The sequence below is a fragment of the Pseudomonas sp. HS6-2 genome, assembly GCF_049325675.2.
Lineage (GTDB): Bacteria > Pseudomonadota > Gammaproteobacteria > Pseudomonadales > Pseudomonadaceae > Aquipseudomonas > Aquipseudomonas putida_N.
Genome location: NZ_CM143906.1, coordinates 4,074,197 through 4,098,173, shown reverse-complemented (window position 1 = coordinate 4,098,173; position 23,977 = coordinate 4,074,197). Strand labels below are relative to the sequence as shown.

The following is a 23,977-nucleotide window of genomic DNA, read 5'->3' as shown; positions in this document are numbered from 1 at the left end:
AATCCACTGTGGAATCCTTGAAGATTTCCACTGTCGTAACTCTGCGTGAATCAATATTGCGCGCAGTCTACCAGTATGGTCGCTACAAGGCTTGCAGGCGTTCGTGCAACCGCCCGGTGGCGATCAGTTCGAGCAGTTCGTCACCCAACCGCTGGCTTTCGGCAATGGCCTTGTACCAGTAGCGCTTGCGGCTCGGCGCATCGCCCATGAAGCGCTTGAAGTCGTTGCGGTCCGGCAGCTTGCCGAAGGGCAGCGCGGCCAGGTACTGCGGCGAGGGGGTCATCAGCAATACGTTCTGCAGGCGCGTGGCATCGCCCTTGCGCCAGGGCAGCGCCTTGTCGAACCAGCCGGGCACCACCTTGTCGGTGAAGTGCGGGTACAGCACCAGGTCGTCGCCACGGTAGGGCAGGTCAAGGTGGTAGTCGAGCAGGCCGCCGTCGCGGTAGGTGCCAGCACCGGCGCCGGGAATATCACGCACGCCTTCCATCACCATCGGGATAGAGCCTGAGGCGAGCAGGGCCTGGCGCAGGTTGGCCAGGTCCAGTGGCAGGCAGCGCGAGGGGAAGTCGGTCAGCGCATCGAGTGGCGGCACGCTGCGCTCATCGTGCAGGATGATCCGTTCAAAGTGCCGGGCCAGGCGCGAGCGCCCCAGCAGGTTGCTGGCGATCACCGAGCCCAGGCCCATGCCCAGGCGGCCACGGTGGTCGTGCGCGAGCTGGCCGTGGCTCTTCACCACCAGGATGTTCAGGCGGTAGTGCGGGTTGGCGAGGATCTGCCCGTCGCGGCCCTGCAGCAGGTCGTCGAGCATGCGCTGGCAGCTGCGGCTGATCTCGGCGGGAGTGACGCCTTTGGCGAAGTCTTGTTCGGTGTACAGTTCGCCCAGGCGGCGGATGCCGGCGACCGGGTCGTCGAGGCAGGCGCTGGCGAAGCGCCAGGAGCCGATCGAGGCGCCGATCAGTGCGCGTTGCCGTGGTGCCGAAGGCAGCCAATCGCCGAACAGTGCCAGGTCCAGGCCTTGGATGCCCAAAGGCTTGGGCCCACCCGCTGCACCTGGCAGCACGCCCACATCGGCCGCCTGCAGGCCACGTTCGCGAATCCGCTGCAGCGCGCGCTGGCCAGCCTTGAAGGTGAGTGCAGGGAATTTGATGTGAATGGCGCTCATGACGGATCTCGCAAGTAACAAGCCGGTCATTATAGGGGCTTGATAACGCTGTAGCTGCGCTATCATGGCGCCAGCTGTTTTCAGGTTGAATTAAGGACCGCTGGTTAGTCTTAACCCCGTAGACAACTTGAACGTCGCTCAGGAGAGCCCCCATGAAAACCTTGACTGCCCTGTTCACCGCCGCCGCCCTTGCCCTGGGCGCCAATGCTGCCTTCGCCACGGACGTCCAGCCCGACGAAGTGGTCAACCTGGTCAACGCCAAGACCATCAAGTCGCTGGATGAACTCAAGGCCACCGCCGTGGCCAAGCATCCAGGCGCCACCGTCACCGATTCGGAGCTGGAAAACGAGTACGGTCGCTACATCTACAAGGTCGAACTGCGCGACACGCAGAACGTCGAGTGGGATGTCGATCTGGATGCCAAGACCGGTGAGGTGTTGAAGGACAAGCAGGACAGCTGATGATCCACTTGCCCCGGCCTGCGAGGTACCTGGCGCTGTCGTTGCTGGCCGTCTGCTCCTTGGCCGTTGCCCGTGACCTGGACCAGGACGAAGCCCTGAAACTGCGCCAGAAGGGCATCATCCTGCCGCTCGAGCAACTGCTGGAAACCGCCCTGGGGCATTACCCCGGGGCGCGCCTGCTGGAGGCCGAGCTGGAAGAACACGACGGCCGCTACGAATATGAAGTCGAGCTGCTGACCAACGACGGCGTGGTGCGCGAGATCAAGCTCGATGCCAGCAGCGGTGCCCTGCTCAAAGACGAGGAAGACGACTGACATGCGCCTGCTGCTTGTCGAAGACAACGTGCCCCTGGCCGACGAACTGACCACCATCCTGCAGCGCCAGGGCTATGCCGTGGACTGGCTGGCCGATGGCCGAGACGCGGTCTACCAGGGCCAGAGCGAGCCCTATGACCTGATCATCCTCGACCTTGGCTTGCCGGGCTTGCCGGGCCTGGAAGTGCTGGCGCAGTGGCGTGCTGGCGGCCTGGCCACGCCGGTGCTGATCCTGACGGCGCGCGGGTCGTGGGCAGAACGGATTGAAGGCCTGAAAGCCGGGGCCGACGACTACCTGAGCAAGCCCTTTCACCCCGAGGAGTTACAGCTGCGCATTCAGGCGCTGCTGCGCCGTGCCCGGGGCCTGGCCAACCAACCGACGCTGGAGGCTGCAGGCCTGCACCTGGATGAAAGCCGCCAGTGCGTGAATCGTGACGGTGTCGATGTCCAGCTGACCGCTGCGGAATTTCGCCTGTTGCGCTATTTCATGCTGCACCCGCAGCAGATCCTGTCCAAGAGCCACCTGGCCGAGCACCTGTACGACGGCGAGACCGAGCGCGATTCCAATGTGTTGGAAGTGCACGTCAATCACCTGCGGCGCAAGCTGGGCCGCAGCGTCATCGAGACGCGCCGCGGGCAGGGCTACATCTATGCCGGGAGCGGTGGATGAAGTCCATCCAGGCGCGCCTGAGCCTGGGCCTGGTTGCCGTGTTGGTGGTGGTCGGGGTAGTGCTCGCGCAGCTCACGTTGTGGCTGTTCGAAGCGGGTTTGCAGCGTTACCTGGAAAACGGCCTGCGCAAGGAAAGCGAGAACCTGCTGGTGGCATTGGTGCGCGGGCCTGATGGCCTGCAACTGGATGAGCGGCGCATCTCCGCTGCTTACCAGCGGCCTTTCTCCGGTTATTACTTCCGTATCGATTTCGAGCAGGGCACCTGGCGCTCGCGCTCGCTGTGGGACCTGGACATGCCAAAGCCGGCTGCGCCGGGGCTGTCCGATAGCCACGAGCTGGGCCCGGAAGGGCAGCAACTGCTGGCCTTGCGAGCTGATTACCGGCGCCTGGGCCAGGACATTTCGATCAGCGTGGCGCAAGATTACTCGCCGGTGCGCGAGGGCTTCCGTCGTCTGCAGCAGATCGGCCTGGGCATGGGCCTGGTGGCGTTGCTGATCGTGCTGGTACTGCAGCGCATCACCGTGACCCGCTCGCTGCGCCCGCTGGAGCGCGCGCGCCAGCAGATCGCCCAGTTGCAGCAAGGCCAGCGCTCGCAGCTCGATGCCGAGGTGCCCAGCGAGCTGGCACCGCTGGTGGACCAGATCAACCACTTGCTCAGCCACACCGAAGACAGCCTGCGCCGCTCGCGCAATGCCCTGGGCAACCTCGGCCATGCACTGAAGACACCGCTGGCAGTGCTGCTCAGCCTGGCGTCCAGCGAGCGCTTGCAAGGCCTCCCAGAGGTGCAGGCGCAGTTGCGTGAGCAACTGGCGCAGATCCAGCAGCGCCTGGCCCGTGAGCTGAACCGGGCGCGCCTGGCGGGCGATGCCTTGCCGGGGGCGCAGTTCGATTGTGATGCCGAGCTGCCGGGCTTGCTCGCGACCTTGGGCATGATCCATGGCGAAGGCTTGCTGCTCGCGCGCGATATGCTGCCCGGGCTGCTGCTGCCGTGGGATCGCGAAGATGTGCTGGAGCTGCTCGGCAACCTGCTGGACAACGCCTGCAAGTGGGCGGACAGCGAAGTGCGGCTGGGGATTGCGCCGACCGACGAGGGCTATCAGTTGTGGGTCGATGATGATGGCCCTGGCATTCCGCAAAACCGGCGCCTGCAGGTGCTGGAGCGCGGCTCGCGGCTGGACGAGCAGGTCGATGGGCATGGGCTGGGGTTGGGGATCGTGCGCGACATCGTCGAGGCGTGGGGCGGGCAATTGGCGCTGCTGCAGAGCCCGATGGGCGGATTGAGGGTGAGCATCGAATTGCCGCGCAAGGCTCGCTAGCGCCGGAGGCGCGAAGCGGCCCCCGTGGCCAGATCAGCACTGCAAAAAAATTGCAGTACAGCCGCATTTTTTTGAATTAGCCCAATTTCCCCCCGCCCGGCACAATCCCCCAGACGAAACCCTGCGGTTTCCATCTCTCCACGGACGGAGCCCCTTGAGCTATTGCATCCGCAATACGAGGCCCAGGCCACTTCGGCTGGGCTTTCTTTTTAATCAGAAAAACTACAGATCCCGATTACCCAAATGTCTGCCATGCGTTCCGAAAGTCGTCTGCAGCGGCTGTTGCCAGCGCCCCTGAATATCGCCCCCAAACAATGGTTGCGTGCTGGTATCGGCGCGTTGCTTGGCTTGTTCCTCGCCGGCTGGCTGACCAGCCTGGCCTATGGCCCGGGCATTGCCCTGCACCTGCTCGGCCCGCTGGCGGCCTCGGCGGTGCTGGTGTTCGCCGTGCATTCCGGGCCCTTGGCGCAGCCGTGGCCGGTGCTTGGCAGTTATGCCCTGGCCGGTGCGGTTGGCCTGGCCATGCGCCAGGGCTTTGGCCCTGAACTGTGGGTGGCGGCCGTTGCCCTGGGGGTTTCGATTCTGCTGATGTGCCTGCTGCGTTGCCTGCACCCACCCGGTGGCGGTGTGGCGGTGAGCGCGGTACTGGCCGACCCGGGGCTGACGGCCATGGGCGATCATCTTCTCGAACCGGTGCTGCTCAACGCGCTGATCCTGGTGGTCGTGGCCGTGATCTACAACCGCCTCACTGGCGTGCAATATCCGAAAGGTGTGGCACCGCGCAAGGACTTGCACCACACCCACGACCCGCTGCCCAGCGAGCGCGTGGGCGTCAGTGGCGCTGACCTGGATCAGGCCCTGGAAGAGTTGGGCGAATTTGTCGACGTCACCCGCGATGAGCTGGAGCGCATCATCCTCGCCACCGAGCAGCACGCGCTGCAGCGCAGCCTCGGTGGCATCACTGCCGGGGCGGTGATGTCCCGCGACGTGCAGTTTGCCTCACCGCAAACCACCCTTGAGCAGGCCTGGAAAATGCTCGCCGCCCACCAACTGAGAACCTTGCCGGTGCTGCAGCAGGGCAAGCTGGTGGGTATTGTCAGCCTCAGTGACCTGGTCGGCCCGGCCATGCAGCGCGGCCAGTTCAGCTGGCGTAACCTGTTCGGCCGCAAGGTGGTGCGCATGGAGCAGGTGATGAGCCGGCGGGTGGTCAGCGTCAGCAGCCAGCACCCGCTGGAGCGTCTGCTGCCGCTGCTGTGCGAGCAGGGCCTGCACTGCCTGCCGGTGCTCGACGGCGAGCAATTGGTTGGCGTGGTCACCCAGACCGACTTGATCGCCGGCCTCAAGCGCCAGTTGCTCAGCGCTGCCTCAGATAACCGGGTCCCAGCGTTGTGACCAATCGCTGGCGCCGGCTGCCACCAGTTGGCGCAGCACCGCGAAGGCCTGCTGCAAGGCCTCGCTGTCGCGCTTGCGCGGGTAGACCAGGTAGGTCGGGTAAGTGAATTCCGGCGCCTGTGGCACGCGCTCGAACACGCCGGTCTCCAGGTAGGCCTGTACCACACGGGTACGGAAATAACCGCTGCCACCCTGGTCGAGAATGAACTGCAGGGCCAACGGCCCGAGGTTGAAGCTCAGCGCCGGGCGTGCGCAGTCGGGCAGGGCGGCGTCATGCTGGCGGCGGAAGGCTTCGCCCCAGTCGATGTAGATGTACGGCTCGGGTTGGTCGACCCGGCGCACGCGGATCAACTTTTCTTCCATCAACTGCTCCACCTGCAGCCCTGGGCCGTAGGTTGGCTGGTACACCAGTGCGGCGTCGAGCAGGCCCATCTCCACCTTGCGCAGCAACGACTCGCCATCGCTTACCTCGCTGCGGATGGCATGGCTAGGCAGCTCGCGGTGCAGGGCGCCGACCCAGTCGAGCAACATCGGGTTGCCCAGGCTCACTTCCGCGCCCACATGCAGCACTTGTTGGCAGCCTTCGGGCAGTGGCAGGTCGCGGCGTGCCGCTTCCCAGGTCTGCACCAGCTGGTTGGCGTAGCTGACGAAGGCTTCGCCGTCACTGGTCAGGCTGGCACCGTTGCGGCTGCGCACGAACAGTTGGCAGCCCAGTTGCTGCTCCAGGCGTTGCACGCGGGCGGTGATGGCGGTCTGCGACACGAACAGGCGTTCGGCGGCGGCGACCAGGCTGCCGCAACGCACGATTTCCAGGAAGGTTCGGGCCTGATCGATGTCCATGAGCTGCTCTGTGGCGGGAAGGGCGGCCTATTCTAGAGGCTTTGCACCGTTGTGGGGCATTTTTGCCTTGTCTGCAAATTTGCAGGTCCGTTGTGACTTTAGTCCCATGGCGGCCCCGGTGTGGCGGGCCATACTCACTATTCGCCCTTCAATAACAACAAGTACCGGGTTTTCATCAACATGACCTACCAGCACAGCTACGCCCAATCCATTGCCGACCCTGCTGCCTTCTGGGCCGAACAGGCCCAATCCCTGGCCTGGCACCGCAAGCCCTCGCTGACCCTGCAGGACAACCCCGACGGCACCCATCGCTGGTTCGCCGACGGCCGCCTGAACAGCTGTTACCTGGCCCTCGATCGGCAGATCGAACTGGGCCGGGGCGAGCAGCTGGCGCTGATCTACGACTCCCCCGTGACCGGTGTGCAGCAGGCCTTCACCTACCATCAGCTGCGCGACGAAGTGGCACGCCTGGCCGGCCTGCTGCGGCAACTGGGCGTGGGCAAGGGCGACGGGGTGATCATCTATATGCCGATGGTGCCCCAGGCGGCCATGGCCATGCTCGCCTGCGCGCGGATCGGTGCGGTGCATTCGGTGGTGTTCGGTGGCTTTGCCGCCAACGAGCTGGCACTGCGCATCGATGATGCCCGGCCGAGGCTGTTGCTCACCGCGTCCTGTGGCCTGGAGTTCGATCGGGTGATCGAGTACAAGCCGCTGGTTGATCGCGCCCTGCAGGTGGCCCGCCATCAACCCCGCAATGTGCTGGTGCTGCAACGGCCCCAGGCCCGCGCCCAGTTGCAGGCAGGCCGTGACTTGGACTGGCAGCAAGCCTTGGCCAGTGCCGAGCCGGTGGCCCCCGTCGAGCTGGATGCTGGCGATCCGCTGTACATCATTTATGGATACCTGCTAACAGTTAGAAGTGATAGAGCCCCTGGAAATGCTTGCTCCTCCGCTTCCTAACAGTTTTTCGGGGTAGGTAACGATCCTGACGAACGGGCCCCTGTGTTAGCTCCCTCCCGCTCCTGTTAGCCTCCACCCATCCAGTGTTCGCTGTGTCTCCGTCCCCCAGAGCCAGTCAGCCTTTTCAGGCGTTCACGTCCGTTATGGAAGCGGCTACCTAAAGGATCATTAATTGATAACTTGTGCGCTTGTTTAACTTAAGTGGAATTAATTGTGGGTGGTTAAATCTGATCTTTCGATCAAGCTTACTTTGCTTTTATTGTGTGTATACTAGTTCTATTGATTTATCTTAATATTGAAGGGGTTATGAAGTGGTTTTATATAGTTTTAGGGCGGAGTGTATAGGCGATGTATGCAATTATTTGGGGCTGGTCGGTGGCCGGGTCAGGATTAAGGAGTGTAAGATTCAACAGGATTCGATGTTTCCGGATATCGAAGTGAGCCTGGACGTTGACGCGGATATATTACAGCTACGAGGCCTGGCTCGCAGAATCGAGGACGGCCATGTGATCGTAGATTCCATCAGGGTGCACCGAGGAAAAACCGTGAGATTGAAATAATGAATTTCTGCTATGGGAGGGTGATAGTGCAGGCTGCTGAAATTCTGATATCAACGATTTGAATTTTTTGATGCGGCGCGCTCGGGGCTTCACTCGTAATTAAATGGCAATTTGCTAGGTAGCTATTTCGCAGCTGGTGAGCACAGTCGCGATACACATTCACGTACTTTCTAAGAATGATTACTCAGATTGTGGATGCTTAATCCGTATTTCCTTCGGACAGGCTTGGTCTGGTGTGGGTAAGCACGGATGCAGAGTCTGATGTCCATAGCTTTAAATACTTGTGATCATCCTCAATCATCCCCAGCAGACTTTGTGATGTTAGCTGGTCGTATTGCTCATATGTGAGTGCGAGCAGCGACACGGGATGGACGTTCAGCGCCCGCGCGATTGAATCAATCTTGCCCAGCGTCGGTAGCTTGAGCCCGCGCTCAAGGTCGCTCAAGTAGGTGCGCCCGCTTACCCGCTGGGATAGTTCGAGGATGGAGAGGTTGTGCCGCAGCCTCACCTGATTGAGGGCAAGCCCAAACGCTTTGGCTAAGCGTTCCTCATCGGGTGTCATCGTAAGCCCTTGCGCTCAAAAGCCTGCATGGAGCCTGATCGCATAAATCTTGACGACGGCCAATTGGCTGTTTCTTAATTTGCATATCGATGACAATCTGTTAGCCTAGAAAAACGACCTCTGTTGATGCATCGCGGAAGTGGCTAAACGTCACGCCTCCGCTGCGCACAGCTGTGCTTGAGGTTAGCCATATAATTAGATGAATAGTAGGCGTGTCAATATCATTTACCTCTCGCGACGAGGTGGTAGGAGGCTGCATGGATTTTGATGTGGAGCATGAATTGATTGCTCGTTTTTATCCTCAGTTTGGTTTCAAGGGCGAGCCATCTGACAATGCGACTTGGGGAATAAATTGCGGAAACGGCTGGAGCGCCATGATTCGCTCCATGTGCATTGCACTGGAGTATCGGGAGAAACTAACAGGTCAAAGGGTAGCTTTCACTTCCATAAAGCAGAAGATGGGTATTTTGCAATGCACGTTTGCCGGGTCTGATGAGTTCACCCGAGGCCTTGCGGAACTTGCGCATTGGATGTCTTACGTAACGTGCGAGATCTGTGGAAACAAAGGAAATATCGCTCGCGGTAATCAAGGATGGGTCAGGGTGCTCTGTCCGTCATGCCGAACGGCTAATCCTGGTTAAAAGACGTTGCCGGAATCAGTAACTAAAGCGGAGATTTCTATCATGTTTTTTACACATCCCGCCCTTGAGCGATCGTCAGCAGAGGGAGCAGCACATGCTTGGACGTTCGTGACCAGAACCTGCCTCCGGGAATGGTTCTATATCACTCATATTGTAGATGGCGAGGAAACCATCCCTCCTGAATTGAGGATGGTTCAAATTGACGATGGGTATGTGTTTCAGCGCTTCATCAATGCCGTTTGGAAGAACCGGAGCATTGGTGAAATCTATCTAATGAGCCCTGCTTGGACGTCTGACGGAAGCCGAATTCTGACATGGCGATGCGAATTGCTCTTGGAGATGAAACGCTTTTCTCAAAGGGCTGAGGGTCGGCCACGTTATGCATATCAGACAGAGTTTGGCGCTCGTTCCTCCGAGCCTTGGGATGGGCAATGGGATAGCGGTGAAGGCGAGTTGGTGTATCAGCATCCTGACATCGAGGGGAAGTCGCGGCAGATCCCACGGCGTAAAGCGAATGCCGATATTCACCATGCTAAGCAAGCGATCAACTGGGCTTGTGAACTATTCCTCGGTGACCTAAGGGCTGCTGCCCAGTGGCTTCACAGCCCTTTGGCTGAGTTGGGTAATCGCGCTCCGTGTGACATGGCGAGCGTGGAAGATAACCGACTGCTCGAAGGTGTCGTAAGCAAAATTGAGAAGTCAATGAGTAAAAATGGTGGACTCCATGTTTGAATGTCCAAATCTCTTGATGCCCAACCATCCTGACCTAGTGCAAAGGGTCAGAGAGTATCTGAACAGGTTCGACCCCCCACATAAAATTGTATACCTCAGATCTTTGGTATCAAGTCCAAGGTTGTCGGACCACTTCGTGCGCAACCTCGATTCCAGCGGCTTAGTTCTTGTGGCGGATAGCTTCCTTGCAGAGCACACAATGCTAGGGGATCACAGGCAGCGCAGCTACGGGGTATCGCTAGAGGCTTGGGGTGGAATGAAGGAGAGTGTTGAAATCGTCAAGGATTTTCACTTCACGGACATCACTGTTAGCAGGGTGCAGGTCTGGCCTTTCGACCCTTCTTCGCTGGGTCTGGATGCGATGAAAATCGCGGTGGCGATCTCCATTACAGATCTAGAGATGATCTATGAATCACGAATCTTTGGTGCAGTGAATGATCTGCTGACTGAATACAGGATTGACGCCGATCCTGATGCTTTGTGATCAAGCACTGATCGTCAATACCGCGGGGCGCGGAAAGACCCAGGTGGGAGTGGGGGAGTGATTAATGCAGACTGCCGCAGTGACCGCCCATTGAGCGTTGGTAGTACTCAGAAACGGCCTGGAAAAGCACTTCAGCCTCAATCTTGTACTGCTCAATGAGCTTTGCCGGGGCGCCTGCTTCCACCGCCTCGTGGTAGATCCTCAGTGCATCCAAAGCCTGCTTCATCAGCGGCTCATCGGAGGGCAGCGGGGGAACGAACATTTTCATCGCTTAGTCTCAGGTGGGTAAGCCGAGCTGAGCGCTGACCTCAGAGTCGGTGATGCGCTCGGCCTCAGAAGTGAATCCCATCTTCCAGGACGCCCGCATGCCCTCTCACCTGTTGGTGGTTTGGGGAGCGTACCTGCATAAGGTCAGGGGCTAGTGATGATATGCCGAGCTGCTCAACAAGGTAGGAGGGAGCAGCATTACTCCGCAGAGTATATAAGTGTCCCTTCATTCTAGCGGTTAGATTTAGATGAGCGGCGAGGGGTAGGTCGATTTCGCGGGTCTTGGTGGCGTCCATTGAGGGCCATATTGTGTTTTGATATCAATACGCTATATTGGTAAGGGGAAATTACAGGATATATCTATGGATCTTTACGGTGTCAAGCCATTATTGGAGCGAGCGAAGGAGTTACTGGGGAGAGATGATGAGTATCTCCTGCGATACGCATGTCTTGAGCTTCGCTTTTGTTTTGAGCTAATCGCATATAGGCAGCTGCAACAGTATGGGGATAAGATCCCTGGTTCCATAGTAGGGCAGTGGAAGCCTGACCAAATCATCAGACTGCTTGCTTCTTTCGATCCCTCAAGCGAGCAGAGCGGCACCTTAAGTATCGGGTTGCAAAACTCGCCTGATGAAATCCCTACAGCTTGGACAACCGTCGGTGAGTCCAAATCTATTCCGTGGCGGATCTTTAGGCGGCATTATCAATCATTAGGGTCTTATCTGCATGCCCCAATGCCTAAAAAGCAGGGTGGTAAAGCCAAAGCGATAAATAAAGACAAGCTTAGGACCATGGTGGCAGATATCGAAGATGTGATGTCCGCCACCGTCATACTGGCAATTCATCGTACTATCAATGCCACTTGCGATTGTGGTCACGTGATCTTCATAGGTGAGAAGGAATACGAAGATGGAGAGTTGGCGCGATGCTCAAACAAAATGTGTGGTCGCTATTGGCACAAAGTTACTGAGGTCGATGGCAGCCAAGTCCTGAAGCCAGCAACAACCATTCTCTTCAAATGCGAGTGCGATGCAATCATGTCTGTGCCTGTTGAGGATGTATGGAAGCGGTTCTCGTGCAGAAACTGCGTGAGTACATATCGAGTAAATCTGGGGTACTCTTCGGTTATGAAAATGAATTAAGTGACGACTGTGCCCGCTCGAACGGCCGAATTTATTGATCTCGACGGTTGCTCAGTGATAGGCGGACGGATATTTGGCTGCCGCTGCTACGCCCTCCTGGGCAGCCCTGAATGACCAAGAATTTTGATGTCCGACTTACGCTGCCGGGCTGCTCATGAGGTCAGGCAGAGCTTTCTGTGCACCTTCGTGGGCAGGGTTACATTTATACCCTTCATGCTACAGGCCCCGTGTGCCGGGCTCTATGGGATTTTATAGACGATTATAAAGTGATTATAGATCGCTCTGGGGCTGGATCTGCCCGGGGACCGCGACGGCCTTCCGGCCTAAGAAGACCCGTCCCGGTTTTGATAACCACAGAGTATCCAGGGCGTAGGGCTATTTCAGATCTGCTGGTGACCTGCGACGGGACTGCGAAGTGTAGACGGAGATATTGTTGCCCGCAAATATTTCTCCCGACAAATATGCATAGGCCGCTAACTAACCAGCCAGCTTCAACAACTGCTGCCGGTAATAAAAAGCAGCAACCAGCCAGCCACGGATCATAGGCACTCTACTGGTTCGTCAGTACTGTGTTGCAATAGCATGTCGTTATTTTCCGGCTCAACATATAGTGTAACTGTCGCGAGATCAATTAAAATAAGATAAAGTATGGTTAGTGGGGTGCTGGCCATGCAGCATCAAGTCACTTACGTCTGCTTTTGGTTGCTCATCAGGAGAGGAAATGAAGGTTCCAGAAATTCTCTATAAATACACAACTGCTGACACGGCAAAAATAGTATTAGAGTCCGGGCGTTTGAGGTGGCAAAGTCCTTGCCAGTTTAATGATGTAGGCGAACTTCAGCGGATGCCCATGTTATCTCCTGACTTCGAAGAGTCCAGGCCGATTTACCTTAAGCAGCTCGTTGATATAGCGTATTCAGATTTGAATGTCGACCTGTCTATTTATTCTCAGTGGACACAAGAAATTATTGGGTCGCTGAAAAAGTTGAAACTGCAAGGCGTATCTCCAGAAAGTGCTCTAAGGAAAATCGAATCAGTTGCTCCCCAAGGTACGCAAAGCTTGGAGAGCACTTTCAGGAAGAGTACAGAGCTGAATAACGATGGAAGCCTTCGCTGCTTCTGCCTGACTGAAAATGATTATAATGAATTGATGTGGGCGCATTACGGTGACAGTTATAAAGGTTGCATGTTGGGGTTTCAGCATGTTAACGAGCTGTCAACTCCATTCGCGGCGGCCGAGAAGGTACTATACACCGATGAAGTCCCAGTCATTGGTAGTGCTGTAGATTTCTACTTGTATGGACCCAGTTCAAAACAAAATAAAGATACGCGGCTGGCTATTTACTATACGAAGGCAAAGGTTTGGGAGTACGAAAAAGAGTGGCGTGTGATTTACAAGGTAAGCCCTATTAAAGGTGCTCTGTTTACGGATTATAAATTTTATGCCCAGGAATTGGAGTCGATTACGTTTGGTTTAAGAATTAGTCAAGAAGCCAGAGATAGTATTTTAGATCTAATATCCTCACAATATCCTCATTGCAAAATTTATTACTTAAGAAGGGCTGGCGGTGTAATTCAACGTGTGAAGTATGAGGGCTAAACAACCCTTAAGTAGTAGCGTCTTTCATGAGGGCTAACAGGAGTGTCCTTTAAATAATTTTACTTTCAGCACTATCAAGGCGGCATGAATGGTAATCCTATAAAGGGATATCGCGATTTCTATAGAGCAGGTGCAGGTAAGCCTCTGTCAATAATCATAGTGGTGAAAATATGATAGTTAGCGTTGTCTGCTTCTGGCCGATAGGCAATGCTCCGGGACGACAGCTTTGGGTCTATAGCTGCCGGTCGTAAATGACAGCTTTCGACCCATAGCGGTCACTAACGCTTGGTGAGGGCTGGGCTTTAGTTCGTCCCTGTAAGCTAAGGATCGACTTGGTTCGCTAGCTAGGTATTTTAATTTGCCCAAGGCTCAATTTCATCTTCTTCAAAACTTATGTTGAAGTACTTCTTGGGATCGTAGCCGTCACAATAAGCTACAGGTAGATTTGTTAGAAGCTCGTATTTTTCTATGTAACCCTTTGCATTCCATTTTTTTCCAAATCTAGATACTAAATTAAAAAATAAAATATAAAGCTCCGGATTAGAAAGCTGCGCCCTATAAATTTTCACAAGATTTATTTTTTCACTTTCAGATAGGTATTTATCGTTATCTACAAGCTTTATTGCATTGTACATATTCCTGAAGTAACTGCTTAGGTCTGTTTGGTTCGTCCTTCCAAGCTTCAAGTCCTCGCGAGCTTTAACCTTGCTAAGCATCATTCCAGCTATAATGCTGCCACTCTGATGAAATGATAGTTTCTGACTTATGAAATCTATCCAGGTGTCACTTTGACCATAGTAAAAGCACATATAAGCAATATCTATTTTTTGTGCGTCAGTTAGGTTGCTAGATAGTTCTTGGTCAATTTCAGGGTAAGCGGATTAAATGGTTGATCTTACCTTTGCATGAGAGTGAGACAGACCGGCATCTCATCGGATTATCTGGTTGATGCTTCACCTACTGCTGGTGCATGTTTCCTTCGCTAATTCCAGCAAGAACCCCACACGCCTCAACTTCCCGGTCATCGTTGCAACTCGCTCTCAGTGAAACGAGTTGTTTCTCAAGCGCTTGCAGAGCGGTTATCTGCGACCGCACATGAGAGATGTGATCATCGAGCAAGGCGTTGACGGCGGTACAAGGCTGATGAGGGTCGTCCTCATAGCTCTGTAGTTCGTGAATCTCAGCCAGTGACAGGCCCAGGATTCTGCAGCGACGGATGAAGGCCAGCCCCTCACCATGCTTCTCGGTATAGACACGGTAACCGTTGTCCTGCCGATCAGGCGGCGGCAACAAGCCCTGCTGTTCATAGAAGCGGATCGTCTGTGTTTCGACCCCTACCAACTGCGCCAACTGACCAATGCGCATCAGCCTCCTCCCCAACGGATTCTTTACTCTATTGACCTTATAGTAGCTTTATAGTTTTAAATGGTACCACAACATTGTTCAAGTGGAGTCGTATCATGAGCAAATCCTGTGGTGGCGCCTGTGGCGGTGATGCAACGTCCGCAGCGGATACCGATATACAGGCCTCCTCCGAGGCGCCAGGGAGATGGGTCAGTGTTTATGCCGTGCCGAAGATGGACTGTCCATCAGAAGAACGAATGATTCGCCTAGCCCTGAACGGCTTTGAGGAGATTCGGGCGCTGTCCTTCGACTTGTCGAACCGCCGGCTGAAGGTCGTGCATGACGGCGAGGTCGAGCCCGTCACCTCGAAACTGAAGACCTTGGGGCTAGGCGCCTCGCTTCAGGAAACCGTCGCTGCAAATCCGGAGACCATCAAGGCCGCCGAGTTTTCGGCAGCTTCTGCTAAGCAAGAATCCGGGACCCTGCGCTGGTTGCTCGGCATCAATGCACTTCTGTTCGTGGTGGAAATGACTGCCGGTCTGATCGCCCGGTCCACCGGCCTGATTGGAGAATCCCTGGACAATTTTGCCGATGCGGCGGTGTACGGGCTTGCCCTTTATGCGGTTGGACATAGCGTGAAAATGCAGGTACGTGCCGCGCATCTTGCTGGTGTACTGCAACTGATCTTGGCTGTGGGCGTGCTCGTAGAGGTGGTGAGACGCTTTGTATTCGGTAGTGAGCCTGAATCGCTGGTGATGATGGCTATCGCATTCGTCGCATTGATTGCCAATACCAGTTGTCTGCTGCTCATATCCAAACATCGGGAAGGCGGGGCGCACATGAAGGCAAGCTGGATATTCTCGGCCAACGACGTGGTGATCAACCTGGGGGTCATCACCGCCGGCGCCCTGGTCGCGTGGACCGGTTCCAATTATCCGGATCTGATTATCGGCACCATCGCGGGGGGCATTGTACTTAACGGTGCCAGACGCATTTTGGCGTTGAAGGGTTAAATAATGCTCATTATTGGCAAAAAGCTCTCGCCGTATGCCCTATTGTCCATATCGGGCCTGCTGGCAGCGTCTGATCAGGCTGTAAAGTGGCTGGTGCAGCAATCAATGGCCTATGGCGAGTATGTTTCGGTGACCCCGTTCTTTAACTGGGTGCACCTATGGAACACCGGTGCCGCATTCAGTCTTTTTGCGAATGGTGGAGGCTGGCAGCGCTACTTTTTTATCGGAATCGCGGTAGTGGTCTCGATTTTTCTGATCAAGCTGATCCTTGAAAATCGTCATAAAGGAGAAGCCATCGCTTACAGTCTTATCCTCGGTGGCGCCATGGGCAACCTGATTGACCGGGTCTTTCGCGGCTATGTTGTGGATTCCTTTGATTTCTATTGGCGAGACTGGCATTGGCCGGCCTTCAACCTGGCTGATATTGCAATTGTCCTCGGTGCCTTACTTTTCGTTTCCAGCAGCTTGTTGGGTAAAAAAGCAAACACCAATGCCGAGTCGGATGGATCTGACTGACACCTACGCCTATACAACACCATGACCGAACTTCCCGACAACATCCTTCACCTGCCGCAATACCAAGTACTGGGCTGCAAATCAACCGACGACGAAATGCACTTCCAGGTGGACGTGCCCGATCCCATCGCCTGCGAGGAATGCGGCGTGCAGGGTGAGTTCGTACGGTTCGGCAAGCGTGACGTTCCCTATCGTGATCTGCCCATCCACGGCAAGCGGGTCACTCTCTGGGTGGTCCGCCGCCGATACACCTGCCGGGCCTGCAAGACAACATTCAGGCCCCAGCTACCGGAGATGGTGGACGGATTCCGTATGACACTGCGGCTGCATGAGTACGTGGAGAAGGAATCCTTCAACCACCCCTACACCTTTGTGGCGGCACAGACCGGCCTGGACGAGAAGACGGTGCGCGACATCTTCAACGCCCGCGCCGAGTTCCTGGGGCGCTGGCACCGCTTCGAGACGCCCCGCATCCTGGGCATTGACGAGCTATACCTGAACAAGCGCTACCGCTGCATTCTGACCAACATTGAGGAGCGAACCCTGCTCGACCTGCTGGCCACCCGCCGCCAGGACGTGGTGACCAACTACCTGATGAAGCTGAAAGACCGGCAGAAGGTCGAGATCGTCAGCATGGACATGTGGAACCCCTACCGGGCAGCGGTCAAGGCTGTGCTGCCCCAGGCCCGTATCGTGGTCGATAAGTTCCATGTGGTGCGCATGGCCAACGATGCCCTAGAGAGAGTGCGCAAGGGCCTCAGAAAGGAGCTGAAACCGTCCCAGAGCCGGACTCTCAAGGGAGACCGGAAAATCCTGCTGAAACGCGCTCACGAAGTCTCAGACCGGGAGCGCCTCATCATGGAGACCTGGACAGGCGCGTTCCCGCAACTGCTGGCCGCCTACGAGCACAAGGAGCGCTTCTACGGCATCTGGGACGCCACCACACGGCTCCAGGCAGAAGCCGCCCTGGACGAGTGGATAGCCACCATCCCGAAGGGCCAAAAGGAAGTCTGGAGCGATCTGGTCAGGGCAGTGGGAAACTGGCGCGAAGAGACCATGACCTACTTCGAGACGGACATGCCCGTCACCAACGCTTACACGGAGTCCATCAACCGACTGGCCAAGGACAAGAACCGTGAAGGGCGCGGTTACTCCTTCGAGGTGATGCGGGCACGAATGCTCTACACCACGAAGCACAAGAAGAAGGCACCGACTGCGAAGGTCTCTCCTTTCTACAAGAAAACCATCGGTTACGGACTGCCGGACTTCGCAGAGGAACTCAACTACGGAGTCGATCTATCAACCATCTGAGGGTGGTATCAGATTGATGGGGTGAAGGTGCCCCATCAACCATTAAATCCGTATACCCCAATTTCAGTAACTGCTTGGAGCAGTCGCTTTAGTTGGATTTTATAAACTACAAAAGCTCTCCTTCCCTCCTCACTAATTTGACTTTTTTCTGTTTCAAGGCTAGGCACCCGAATACTTCTAATGTTTTCATTATGATAGTCAAGCATTTTAAAAAATCGATCGCGAGCACCATTTTTTGATATCTCTAGGTGCTGGGAGACTATTGTGTAAATCAATAGGATAACGCTAAATATTGCAAAGATCGTCCCAATGAAACCACCAAAAAAGTCGCCAAATTTCGCCGCCAATTCTGAATCAATCTGAAGACTTGTATTAAAATATGTGTCGTTAAATAAAATGAATGCGGCTACTGTCAGTGATGCCACTCCAAGAGATACGCAGCATATTTTTATTGCTCTAATTGTCCAGTCCATATCACTCTCAAGATTTTAGTCTATAGTTAGGCGACTCATGTAAAGCATTAATTTTCCAATTTTGTCCGCAGGACGTTACTTGGCCACGCGTAATACTTTAACCTGTTCAGTCGAGCGCTGGAAGCGGGCATAGTGAGGGTGTAAAATCGCCAAGACCTGTCCCTAGGTTATGAAGTTTTTGGTAGCGTGTATATGGTCGGTATTGAGTTAGTCTACTCCTTTGCGAATGACTGTTTTTGGCCGTGAGCTGCCCCCACGAAGGCAGCTATGGGTCGGTAGTTGCCTGTTGTAGGGAGGCAGGCGCCAGCCACGCCGAAGCGAGGATAACGCCGCTTTGGTTATCGTGGCTGGCGATTGCTGGCCCTACATGAGTGATGTCACAATGCCTTGCCACGACTTGCACGCTCAACCACGAGCGCGATTCACGGACTCTCACGATGCCCAGCCTCTGTTGCTGTTCTAACGCGCTCGACCGGCCGGAGAGAATTCTGTTGGTTCGGCTGCGTCGACTGCTGTGTTTTGTGTTGCTCTCGGCTCAGGCTGCGTGGGCGAGCCCTGTCACTCAACAGAATAGTGCTGTGCAGGTGATTGATGTACAGCTACGTTGGAAACATCAGTTCCAGTTCGCGGGCTACTACGCCGCCATAGCCCAGGGCTATTACCGCGAAGAAGGGCTGGACGTGCGCTTGCACGAAGGTGGCCCCAATGTCACACCGGTCGAAGAAGTGCTCTCTGGGCGTGCCCAATATGGCGAAGCCAATAGTGAATTGCTCTACGCACGCCTGGATGGAAAGCCCTTGGTAGCGCTGGCGGTGATTTTTCAGCACTCACCTTCCGTGCTCGTGGCTCGTACAGACCAAGGTGTTCGCACTGCGCACGACCTGATCGGCAAGCCGTTGATGCTGATGGATGCACAGACAGATGCCGATTTTCTGGCGATGTTCCGGAGCGAAGGTATATCCCTCGAAAAACTACAACTGCTCCCCAGCAGTTTTCAAATTGAGGATCTGGCCAGCGGTAAAGTGACGGCGTTCAACTCGTACCTGACCAACGAACCCTTCTACCTGCAACAGCGGGACGTGGAATACAACATCATCTCGCCCGTCACCTACGGGATCGACTTCTACAGCGACATCCTGTTCACCAGCCAGGCCGAGATTGACGAGCATCCACAGCGTGTCGAGGCCTTCCGCCGCGCCACCCTGCGCGGCTGGCGCTACGCGATGGATAACCCCGAGCAAATCATAGACCTGCTGCTCAATCAGTATTTGGTGGAGAAAAGTCGCGCGCACTTGCAATTCGAAGCTCAGGCCATGCGTCCGCTGGTGGTATCTGACCTGATCGAGATCGGTCATATGAACCCAGGGCGCTGGCAACGTATGGCTGAAACTTTCCTCGAACTGGGCATGGTCGACAATATCGCCGGATTGGAAAACTTCATTTACGATCCCAACCCGCCGCAACTCGTCGAGCGACTGCGCAGGACCATTGTTCTGATCAGCATCGGCTCTGTGCTTGTCCTGATGTTCGCTCTGGTTCTGTTGAATGCCCAGCGCCATCTACGCAACGAGATCAAGTTGCGCAAACTCGCCGAAGAGGAAGTACACAAGCTGGCTTTCTATGACAGCCTGACTGGCTTACCAAATCGCAATAGTTTTATTCCCTTCGCTAGTCAGAGGCTGCTCGACGCAAAGAGTCGTGGAGAGCATCTGGCCTTGTGCTATATCGACTTGAACCACTTCAAGCAGATCAATGATCGTTATGGCCACCAGGCGGGCGATGCCATGCTGATCCACGCAGCCTCGGCGATCAAATCCAATATTTGCGAGTTTGAACTAGCTGCGCGCATGGGCGGTGATGAATTTGTCGTGCTGCTCGACGGCGCGCATCACCGAAGCGATATCCAGCGCGTCACCGGTGAAATCTGCGAAGCCGTCGCCTTGTGCATTCCATGGGGAAACAGCCAAATCAAGGTTAGCGCCAGCCTAGGGGTGGCGTGGTATCCGGAAGATGGTGAAGACCTCGACGATTTGATTTTAAAGGCTGACACCGCCATGTTCCAAAGCAAAGCCAGTATCGCTGCGCAGGCTTGAAGCTGCTGCGTGGTGCCCCTGCGAAGAGACTTGATGGTTAGAAATCAGTGTGCCACGGCGGTGTGCGTCGCCCTTCGCATGAGGCTTCTATTCAGCGCCGTTGACTGACCCGGATTGTGAACGCTGAATGGCCACTTCTGGCCGATAGTGGCCGAAAGCTGGCGGTAGCGACAGGATGCTATCCACCTGTGAAGCGGACACAAAACTCCTCTGAGACCGTGTCATGGCGTCCCGTTTCTTCCGTACAGGCGGTAGCCTGGTCGACGACTCAAGCGTTCGTAATAGTCGCTCACGGCAGGAAAGTCCGGATGAGCAAGCGGTGTTTCAAACCACCGATTAACTGACAGGCCGATCGGTATGTCTGCGAGAGAAAACTCATCGCCGCTGACGTAGGCCCCGGTTGAATCGAGCTGTCGATTGAGGATCTCCATGTACCTCGACCAGTTGTTGCACGCGGCCGCCAACGCGCTGCTGTCCTGATGCTCAGGCGAATGCCTGACCAGCGACATGAAGGCATAACTCCACGACTTGTTGAGATCTGACGCTTGCCAATCGATCCATTGATCCACCCGCGCCTTGGCTCTCGCCTCAGTCGGGTAAAGGTGAACGCCGTTGTAGCGCGACGCCAGGTAGCGAATGATCGAGTTTGACTCCCAAAGAATGAAGTCGTCGTCCTCGATGACCGGCACCATGGCATTGGGATTCAGCGCCAGGAATTCAGGTGTGTGCGTCGATCTGAAGCCAGAACCCCAATCCACCCGCTCAAAGGGAATTTCAATCTCGGCGCAGGCCCAGAGCACCTTTCGTACATTGATCGACGATGCCTTACCCAATATGCGCAACATTCCATGTCCTTATCGTTCGGGGTACTTGGTCTGAACTACTGACTCTATTGCCTAATGGAACGGGTTGTCCAGACTCTGCTGTTGGCCGGTTAGCGACCCTGGTTAGCCATTCTTGTTCTTCCACACGTGGAGGACATGTCATGAAAATCATCGCTACCGGCAGCCGTCAGCCTTGGAACAAAGGAAAATTGGTCGGGCAGAAACCCCCGCTGCGACTGAGAGACATCTGGGCCATCCGAGTAAGGCTTCAAATTGCAGAAAGAACTCGGGATCTGGCTCTCTTCGATCTGGCCATCGACAGCAAGCTTCGAGCTTGCGATTTAACAAAGCTCCGGGTGCGCGACGTTACCCACGGCGAGCACGTATTATCACGAGCGATGGTGATGCAGCAGAAAACGCAGCGGCCAGTGCAATTCGAGATTACTGAACAAACACGGTCTGCTGTCGCAGCCTGGATACGTCAGGCCAAGCTACGCAGCGAGGACTGCTTGTTCCCTAGCCGACTGCATACCTCTGACCACCTATCCACTCGGCAATACGCTCGTATAGTCAAAGGCTGGGTGAAAGCCATTTTCACACAGCCTGGGGCGAAAGCAGACGGTCGCGACTGTGCTCTACCGACCATAGCCGCCGTTGGCCGAGATCGGCTGACGACCAGAAGCGGCCACTGATTCTACTCGTCGAGTCATGTCGTAGAAATGTTTGGCCGTGGGATTTGCACACTCTCTTCAAAATTTCCAGAAATGCTAGCTATGGGGCAAATACCGCTTTAGTCTTTCAAGCTCGTCCTCTGAAATTGAACCGCGGTGCTTTTCTGTGAGCCGTTGGATATCTTTGTAAAATTTCCTACGCTCGGCAATTACCTCAGGCGTCCCCTGCAAATGAGGATCTGAAAACGCAGCTGCCGGATCTATAATGTAAGACTCGCATTCCTTAAATCGCCTGATAGCAGGAATAATCCAAGCAGCTGGATAAAAATGCACATACCCATTTCCAGCCTTTTGAATCAGTCCAACCCATTCGGTTTGATTCGTTTTTGGCTGAAGGTTTGTGACAATGCCACCACTCATACCGTTTAACTCATCGTGTGTTGAATTTTTATTCAGCTTCACGACTGGGAACCCGTTTTCGAATACGCATTTCCCTGGCAAGATATCTTTGGAGAGATTTACTGTATGTACAAACGGAGCATCATTTTCGTAGTGATAATTAATGTCATTTCTCTGGGCAGGGAATCCAGAAACGATGAGATACATACCTTCAAAAATTGATTTCAATGGCAACCCCTGCGGAGAGTGGGGCGCGTCTAGATCAATAAAGCGATCTGGGTAAAGAAACAAATCCCCTAGCTCGATCAGTACAATGTCGTCGTTATCGATGGTTGGTGAATCGTTAGTTATTAGTTGCCCGATTTTCCAACCCCGTATAGGGAATGAAAACTCTTCTATTGATGAACTGAATTTTTTACTGAATACATGGGAAAAGAAAGGGGACTCATTTTGAAAGATTTGGTCCGGTACATGCTCACTGATTACATGTTGAGCAGTGAGGATAAAAAATTTTTCCTCAAATTTTATTAAAATTCCGGTGCCACCCCAGCCCCACACTGTGTCTGCGTAATAAAATCCTCTTTCAGCAATAGTGCTATCGCTGTGAGTAAAAAGAAGCCGCCTCGGTGATTGGATAAGGCTTCCTTGAGTCATCCGCTCATACGCGCGGCTAACTTTTTTCTTGCTGATTTTTGCCATAGGTAATGCCACAAGCCTGAATTTAACGAAAGTGCACTTTGGCGCTTATTTTCCTTTTGGCGCAGGCATTGTACCTTGCGACGGATCACGGCCTTAAAGATGGCCCGTGTTGATTTACTCCCATTATTTCATAGCTCGCGATCATTCAGAGTATTCACTAAATTAACATCAATGTCGTCTTTTGTCTGCGCTATCAGAAAATTAAGCATCTGCTCTCCGGCGTAGAGATGGAGGGAAACTACACTTTTTGTCCAGCACAAAAGCTGTGACTCTAAGTCGGTCCCTTCCGAAGTGAAATATTCGCGGCCAAGGTAGCGCATCGGCTGACCCTGTGTATTGCAATCGCGCCAGGGTACGAAGCAGTAGTGCAGCGGTAAGTCATTTATCTCTCCTGTCTGACAGCCAACATAAATTTTTTCAAGCTCCAGGGCAGCAGTACTGTGGACTAGATCGTGGCGGAATTGAATTAATGACAATGCGCCTGGCAAACATTTCCATTTTTCAAGAATTCCATCAATAAGGACTTGCGGAAGCGTATTACCTTTTAGTTTGAATAGATCAGAAAAATGTTTTCCTTGATTTGATCTGAATTTTTCTATCGGACGAGGGCTGTTATTTAGGCAGTGTATGAGTTTGCTCAGAATGTCAAGGGATGTGCATAGTGAGATTACACACATTGTAGCGAGGCTTGCCGCGTGATATGACTTTGGTCCCGAATGAACTATTTCTCGCACCTTCATATGCTCACGACTCCAGCTTTCTTCAGCGATGGTTTTTCTCTGAGTTGTCAGGAAGTCTAAAAGCGAACGCGTCGAACGATGCAGAAGTGACATTAGGTCACTACACATACGCTGAATTTGTGTATGTGAAAGCCTAATGGCTATACAGTTTTGTGTGTACGGAGTTAGGAGGTTCTTTGCAGTAGTGGAGATTTTTTTGTCTATGTACTCAAGAGAGTCCTTGCTTCCGCTGCCAAAGCCTGACTCGAAATAAGCAATAGGGAGCATAGCTGAAAACTTGTCATAGGTCGCTACAAGGTTTCTACCTACCTGCCAGTATCTGTAGTGATCTGAAATTCCGGCAACATAATATTTCTCTAGCTGAAACCAATTAACGAATTTTGGCGAAGCCATTGAGTTTAAATCGTCTTCACTGCATATAATGCTCACGCGCGCTATGGAGTTTACAATTTTTGATACCTCAGCTATATCTACGGCAAAGAAAGGCATGGTGCATACACCGAATACGTCCTCCAAGACATATCGACCTTCTCCTAAAGCACGGGCAAACAATCCTTTGGTTGTGAGATACCGCATCGCTAATATTCTCAAATAACTTGACGTCTCTAGTTTACCCCGTTCGATGCGTGTTGTGCATCAGCGCGTCTTGGCGTAAGTCGCATCCCAACTGGCTTCCCAAATGAGCCGGATATGTAGAAGCGTCAAGACCAGCGTGATGATTTCATGCACCCTGCAAATCTGTTTCGCTGACCTACACAAACTCCCCACAACAGATGTGCGTGCGACAAGCCTTC

25 protein-coding genes and 1 pseudogene are annotated in these 23,977 nt (G+C 54.4%); 16 read left to right on the top strand and 10 right to left on the bottom strand.

Annotated features, from left to right (window positions below; genetic code table 11):
- Window positions 1–82: 82 nt before the first annotated feature.
- Window positions 83–1,162 (bottom strand): patatin-like phospholipase domain-containing protein, encoded by a 1,080-nt coding sequence (locus ACOKS3_RS18965; protein WP_103448137.1) that lies wholly within the window; start codon window positions 1,160–1,162, stop codon window positions 83–85.
- 152 nt (window positions 1,163–1,314) lie between these two features.
- Here ACOKS3_RS18965 and ACOKS3_RS18960 point away from each other — a divergent pair, with 152 nt between their 5' ends.
- The 5 genes from ACOKS3_RS18960 (at window position 1,315) to ACOKS3_RS18940 (ending at window position 5,315) form a co-directional block, all read left to right on the top strand.
- Complete coding sequence (locus ACOKS3_RS18960) at window positions 1,315–1,623, top strand: PepSY domain-containing protein (RefSeq protein ID WP_422763829.1); 309 nt, start codon at window positions 1,315–1,317, stop codon at window positions 1,621–1,623.
- On the top strand, window positions 1,623–1,937 hold the full coding sequence (locus ACOKS3_RS18955) for a PepSY domain-containing protein (RefSeq protein WP_103448135.1): 315 nt from the start codon (window positions 1,623–1,625) through the stop codon (window positions 1,935–1,937). Before ACOKS3_RS18960 ends, ACOKS3_RS18955 begins: the two co-directional genes overlap by 1 nt.
- A 1-nt stretch (window position 1,938) precedes the next feature.
- Window positions 1,939–2,607, top strand: coding sequence for a response regulator transcription factor (locus ACOKS3_RS18950; protein WP_422763828.1), 669 nt, complete (start codon window positions 1,939–1,941; stop codon window positions 2,605–2,607).
- Complete coding sequence (locus ACOKS3_RS18945) at window positions 2,604–3,923, top strand: ATP-binding protein (protein WP_103448133.1); 1,320 nt, start codon at window positions 2,604–2,606, stop codon at window positions 3,921–3,923. Before ACOKS3_RS18950 ends, ACOKS3_RS18945 begins: the two co-directional genes overlap by 4 nt.
- 243 nt (window positions 3,924–4,166) lie before the next feature.
- Entirely contained in the window at window positions 4,167–5,315 is a 1,149-nt protein-coding gene (locus tag ACOKS3_RS18940; RefSeq protein ID WP_422763827.1) for an HPP family protein, read from the top strand.
- On the opposite strand, the gene ACOKS3_RS18935 is transcribed toward ACOKS3_RS18940, so the two are convergent.
- Entirely contained in the window at window positions 5,289–6,155 is an 867-nt protein-coding gene (locus tag ACOKS3_RS18935) for a LysR family transcriptional regulator (protein ID WP_103448131.1), read from the bottom strand. The two genes, ACOKS3_RS18940 and ACOKS3_RS18935, sit on opposite strands and share 27 nt — an antisense overlap.
- Window positions 6,156–6,335: 180 nt before the next feature.
- Here ACOKS3_RS18935 and ACOKS3_RS18930 point away from each other — a divergent pair.
- Window positions 6,336–7,049: pseudogene (locus ACOKS3_RS18930) on the top strand (AMP-binding protein); the annotation flags it as partial.
- Between the two features lie 822 nt (window positions 7,050–7,871).
- On the opposite strand, the gene ACOKS3_RS18925 reads toward ACOKS3_RS18930, so the two are convergent.
- Window positions 7,872–8,234: a helix-turn-helix domain-containing protein gene (locus ACOKS3_RS18925; RefSeq protein ID WP_087535182.1), complete on the bottom strand. Its 363-nt coding sequence runs from the start codon at window positions 8,232–8,234 to the stop codon at window positions 7,872–7,874.
- Window positions 8,235–8,491: 257 nt separating this feature from the next.
- Between ACOKS3_RS18925 and ACOKS3_RS18920 the strand changes: the two genes are divergently transcribed.
- The 3 genes from ACOKS3_RS18920 (at window position 8,492) to ACOKS3_RS18910 (ending at window position 10,091) form a co-directional block, all read left to right on the top strand.
- Window positions 8,492–8,875: a hypothetical protein gene (locus tag ACOKS3_RS18920; RefSeq protein ID WP_140400459.1), complete on the top strand. Its 384-nt coding sequence runs from the start codon at window positions 8,492–8,494 to the stop codon at window positions 8,873–8,875.
- Between the two features lie 42 nt (window positions 8,876–8,917).
- Window positions 8,918–9,607, top strand: a complete 690-nt coding sequence (locus ACOKS3_RS18915; RefSeq protein WP_087535181.1) for an antitoxin Xre/MbcA/ParS toxin-binding domain-containing protein — start codon at window positions 8,918–8,920, stop codon at window positions 9,605–9,607.
- A 136-nt stretch (window positions 9,608–9,743) separates the two neighbouring features.
- Window positions 9,744–10,091, top strand: coding sequence for a hypothetical protein (locus ACOKS3_RS18910; RefSeq protein WP_176393454.1), 348 nt, complete (start codon window positions 9,744–9,746; stop codon window positions 10,089–10,091).
- A 61-nt stretch (window positions 10,092–10,152) separates the two neighbouring features.
- Here the strand turns inward: ACOKS3_RS18910 and ACOKS3_RS18905 are convergent, their stop codons facing one another.
- The gene (locus ACOKS3_RS18905) at window positions 10,153–10,359 is read right to left on the bottom strand and encodes a hypothetical protein (RefSeq protein ID WP_236166879.1); all 207 of its coding nucleotides are present in this window, start codon (window positions 10,357–10,359) and stop codon (window positions 10,153–10,155) included.
- 361 nt (window positions 10,360–10,720) lie between these two features.
- Between ACOKS3_RS18905 and ACOKS3_RS18900 the strand changes: the two genes are divergently transcribed.
- Window positions 10,721–11,500: a hypothetical protein gene (locus tag ACOKS3_RS18900; RefSeq protein ID WP_087535180.1), complete on the top strand. Its 780-nt coding sequence runs from the start codon at window positions 10,721–10,723 to the stop codon at window positions 11,498–11,500.
- Window positions 11,501–12,221: 721 nt separating this feature from the next.
- A complete protein-coding gene (locus ACOKS3_RS18895) occupies window positions 12,222–13,100 on the top strand; it encodes a DUF2971 domain-containing protein (RefSeq protein WP_087535179.1) in 879 nt (292 codons plus the stop codon).
- A gap of 353 nt (window positions 13,101–13,453) precedes the next feature.
- On the opposite strand, the gene ACOKS3_RS18890 is transcribed toward ACOKS3_RS18895, so the two are convergent.
- A complete protein-coding gene (locus ACOKS3_RS18890; protein ID WP_206405307.1) occupies window positions 13,454–13,819 on the bottom strand; it encodes a putative phage abortive infection protein in 366 nt (121 codons plus the stop codon).
- Window positions 13,820–14,057: 238 nt separating this feature from the next.
- Window positions 14,058–14,465 (bottom strand): Cd(II)/Pb(II)-responsive transcriptional regulator, encoded by a 408-nt coding sequence (gene cadR / locus ACOKS3_RS18885; protein ID WP_009403731.1) that lies wholly within the window; start codon window positions 14,463–14,465, stop codon window positions 14,058–14,060.
- A gap of 95 nt (window positions 14,466–14,560) precedes the next feature.
- Between cadR and ACOKS3_RS18880 the strand changes: the two genes are divergently transcribed.
- From ACOKS3_RS18880 to ACOKS3_RS18870, 3 genes are read left to right on the top strand one after another with little or no spacing between them, the layout of a single operon-like run.
- Window positions 14,561–15,457 carry a cation efflux transmembrane domain-containing protein gene (locus ACOKS3_RS18880; RefSeq protein ID WP_004364974.1) on the top strand — a complete coding sequence of 299 codons (897 nt, stop codon included), beginning with the start codon at window positions 14,561–14,563 and terminating at the stop codon, window positions 15,455–15,457.
- Between the two features lie 3 nt (window positions 15,458–15,460).
- A complete protein-coding gene (lspA, locus tag ACOKS3_RS18875; RefSeq protein ID WP_003821921.1) occupies window positions 15,461–15,973 on the top strand; it encodes a signal peptidase II in 513 nt (170 codons plus the stop codon).
- 21 nt (window positions 15,974–15,994) lie between these two features.
- Window positions 15,995–17,284 carry an ISL3-like element ISPpu12 family transposase gene (locus tag ACOKS3_RS18870; RefSeq protein ID WP_004574636.1) on the top strand — a complete coding sequence of 430 codons (1,290 nt, stop codon included), beginning with the start codon at window positions 15,995–15,997 and terminating at the stop codon, window positions 17,282–17,284.
- 35 nt (window positions 17,285–17,319) lie between these two features.
- Here ACOKS3_RS18870 and ACOKS3_RS18865 read toward each other — a convergent pair whose 3' ends face one another.
- On the bottom strand, window positions 17,320–17,757 hold the full coding sequence (locus ACOKS3_RS18865) for a hypothetical protein (RefSeq protein ID WP_140400458.1): 438 nt from the start codon (window positions 17,755–17,757) through the stop codon (window positions 17,320–17,322).
- 437 nt (window positions 17,758–18,194) lie between these two features.
- Between ACOKS3_RS18865 and ACOKS3_RS18860 the strand changes: the two genes are divergently transcribed.
- The gene (locus tag ACOKS3_RS18860) at window positions 18,195–19,850 is read left to right on the top strand and encodes a GGDEF domain-containing protein (RefSeq protein ID WP_236166878.1); all 1,656 of its coding nucleotides are present in this window, start codon (window positions 18,195–18,197) and stop codon (window positions 19,848–19,850) included.
- Between the two features lie 221 nt (window positions 19,851–20,071).
- On the opposite strand, the gene ACOKS3_RS18855 is transcribed toward ACOKS3_RS18860, so the two are convergent.
- Window positions 20,072–20,695 (bottom strand): glutathione S-transferase family protein, encoded by a 624-nt coding sequence (locus ACOKS3_RS18855; RefSeq protein ID WP_087535176.1) that lies wholly within the window; start codon window positions 20,693–20,695, stop codon window positions 20,072–20,074.
- A 140-nt stretch (window positions 20,696–20,835) separates the two neighbouring features.
- Here ACOKS3_RS18855 and ACOKS3_RS18850 point away from each other — a divergent pair, with 140 nt between their 5' ends.
- Window positions 20,836–21,366 carry a tyrosine-type recombinase/integrase gene (locus ACOKS3_RS18850; protein ID WP_087535175.1) on the top strand — a complete coding sequence of 177 codons (531 nt, stop codon included), beginning with the start codon at window positions 20,836–20,838 and terminating at the stop codon, window positions 21,364–21,366.
- Between the two features lie 75 nt (window positions 21,367–21,441).
- On the opposite strand, the gene ACOKS3_RS18845 is transcribed toward ACOKS3_RS18850, so the two are convergent.
- Both ACOKS3_RS18845 and ACOKS3_RS18840 read right to left on the bottom strand, forming a co-directional pair.
- A complete protein-coding gene (locus ACOKS3_RS18845) occupies window positions 21,442–22,443 on the bottom strand; it encodes a hypothetical protein (protein WP_140400457.1) in 1,002 nt (333 codons plus the stop codon).
- A 128-nt stretch (window positions 22,444–22,571) separates the two neighbouring features.
- The gene (locus ACOKS3_RS18840; protein WP_206405305.1) at window positions 22,572–23,759 is read right to left on the bottom strand and encodes a hypothetical protein; all 1,188 of its coding nucleotides are present in this window, start codon (window positions 23,757–23,759) and stop codon (window positions 22,572–22,574) included.
- Between the last annotated feature and the right edge of the window lie 218 nt (window positions 23,760–23,977).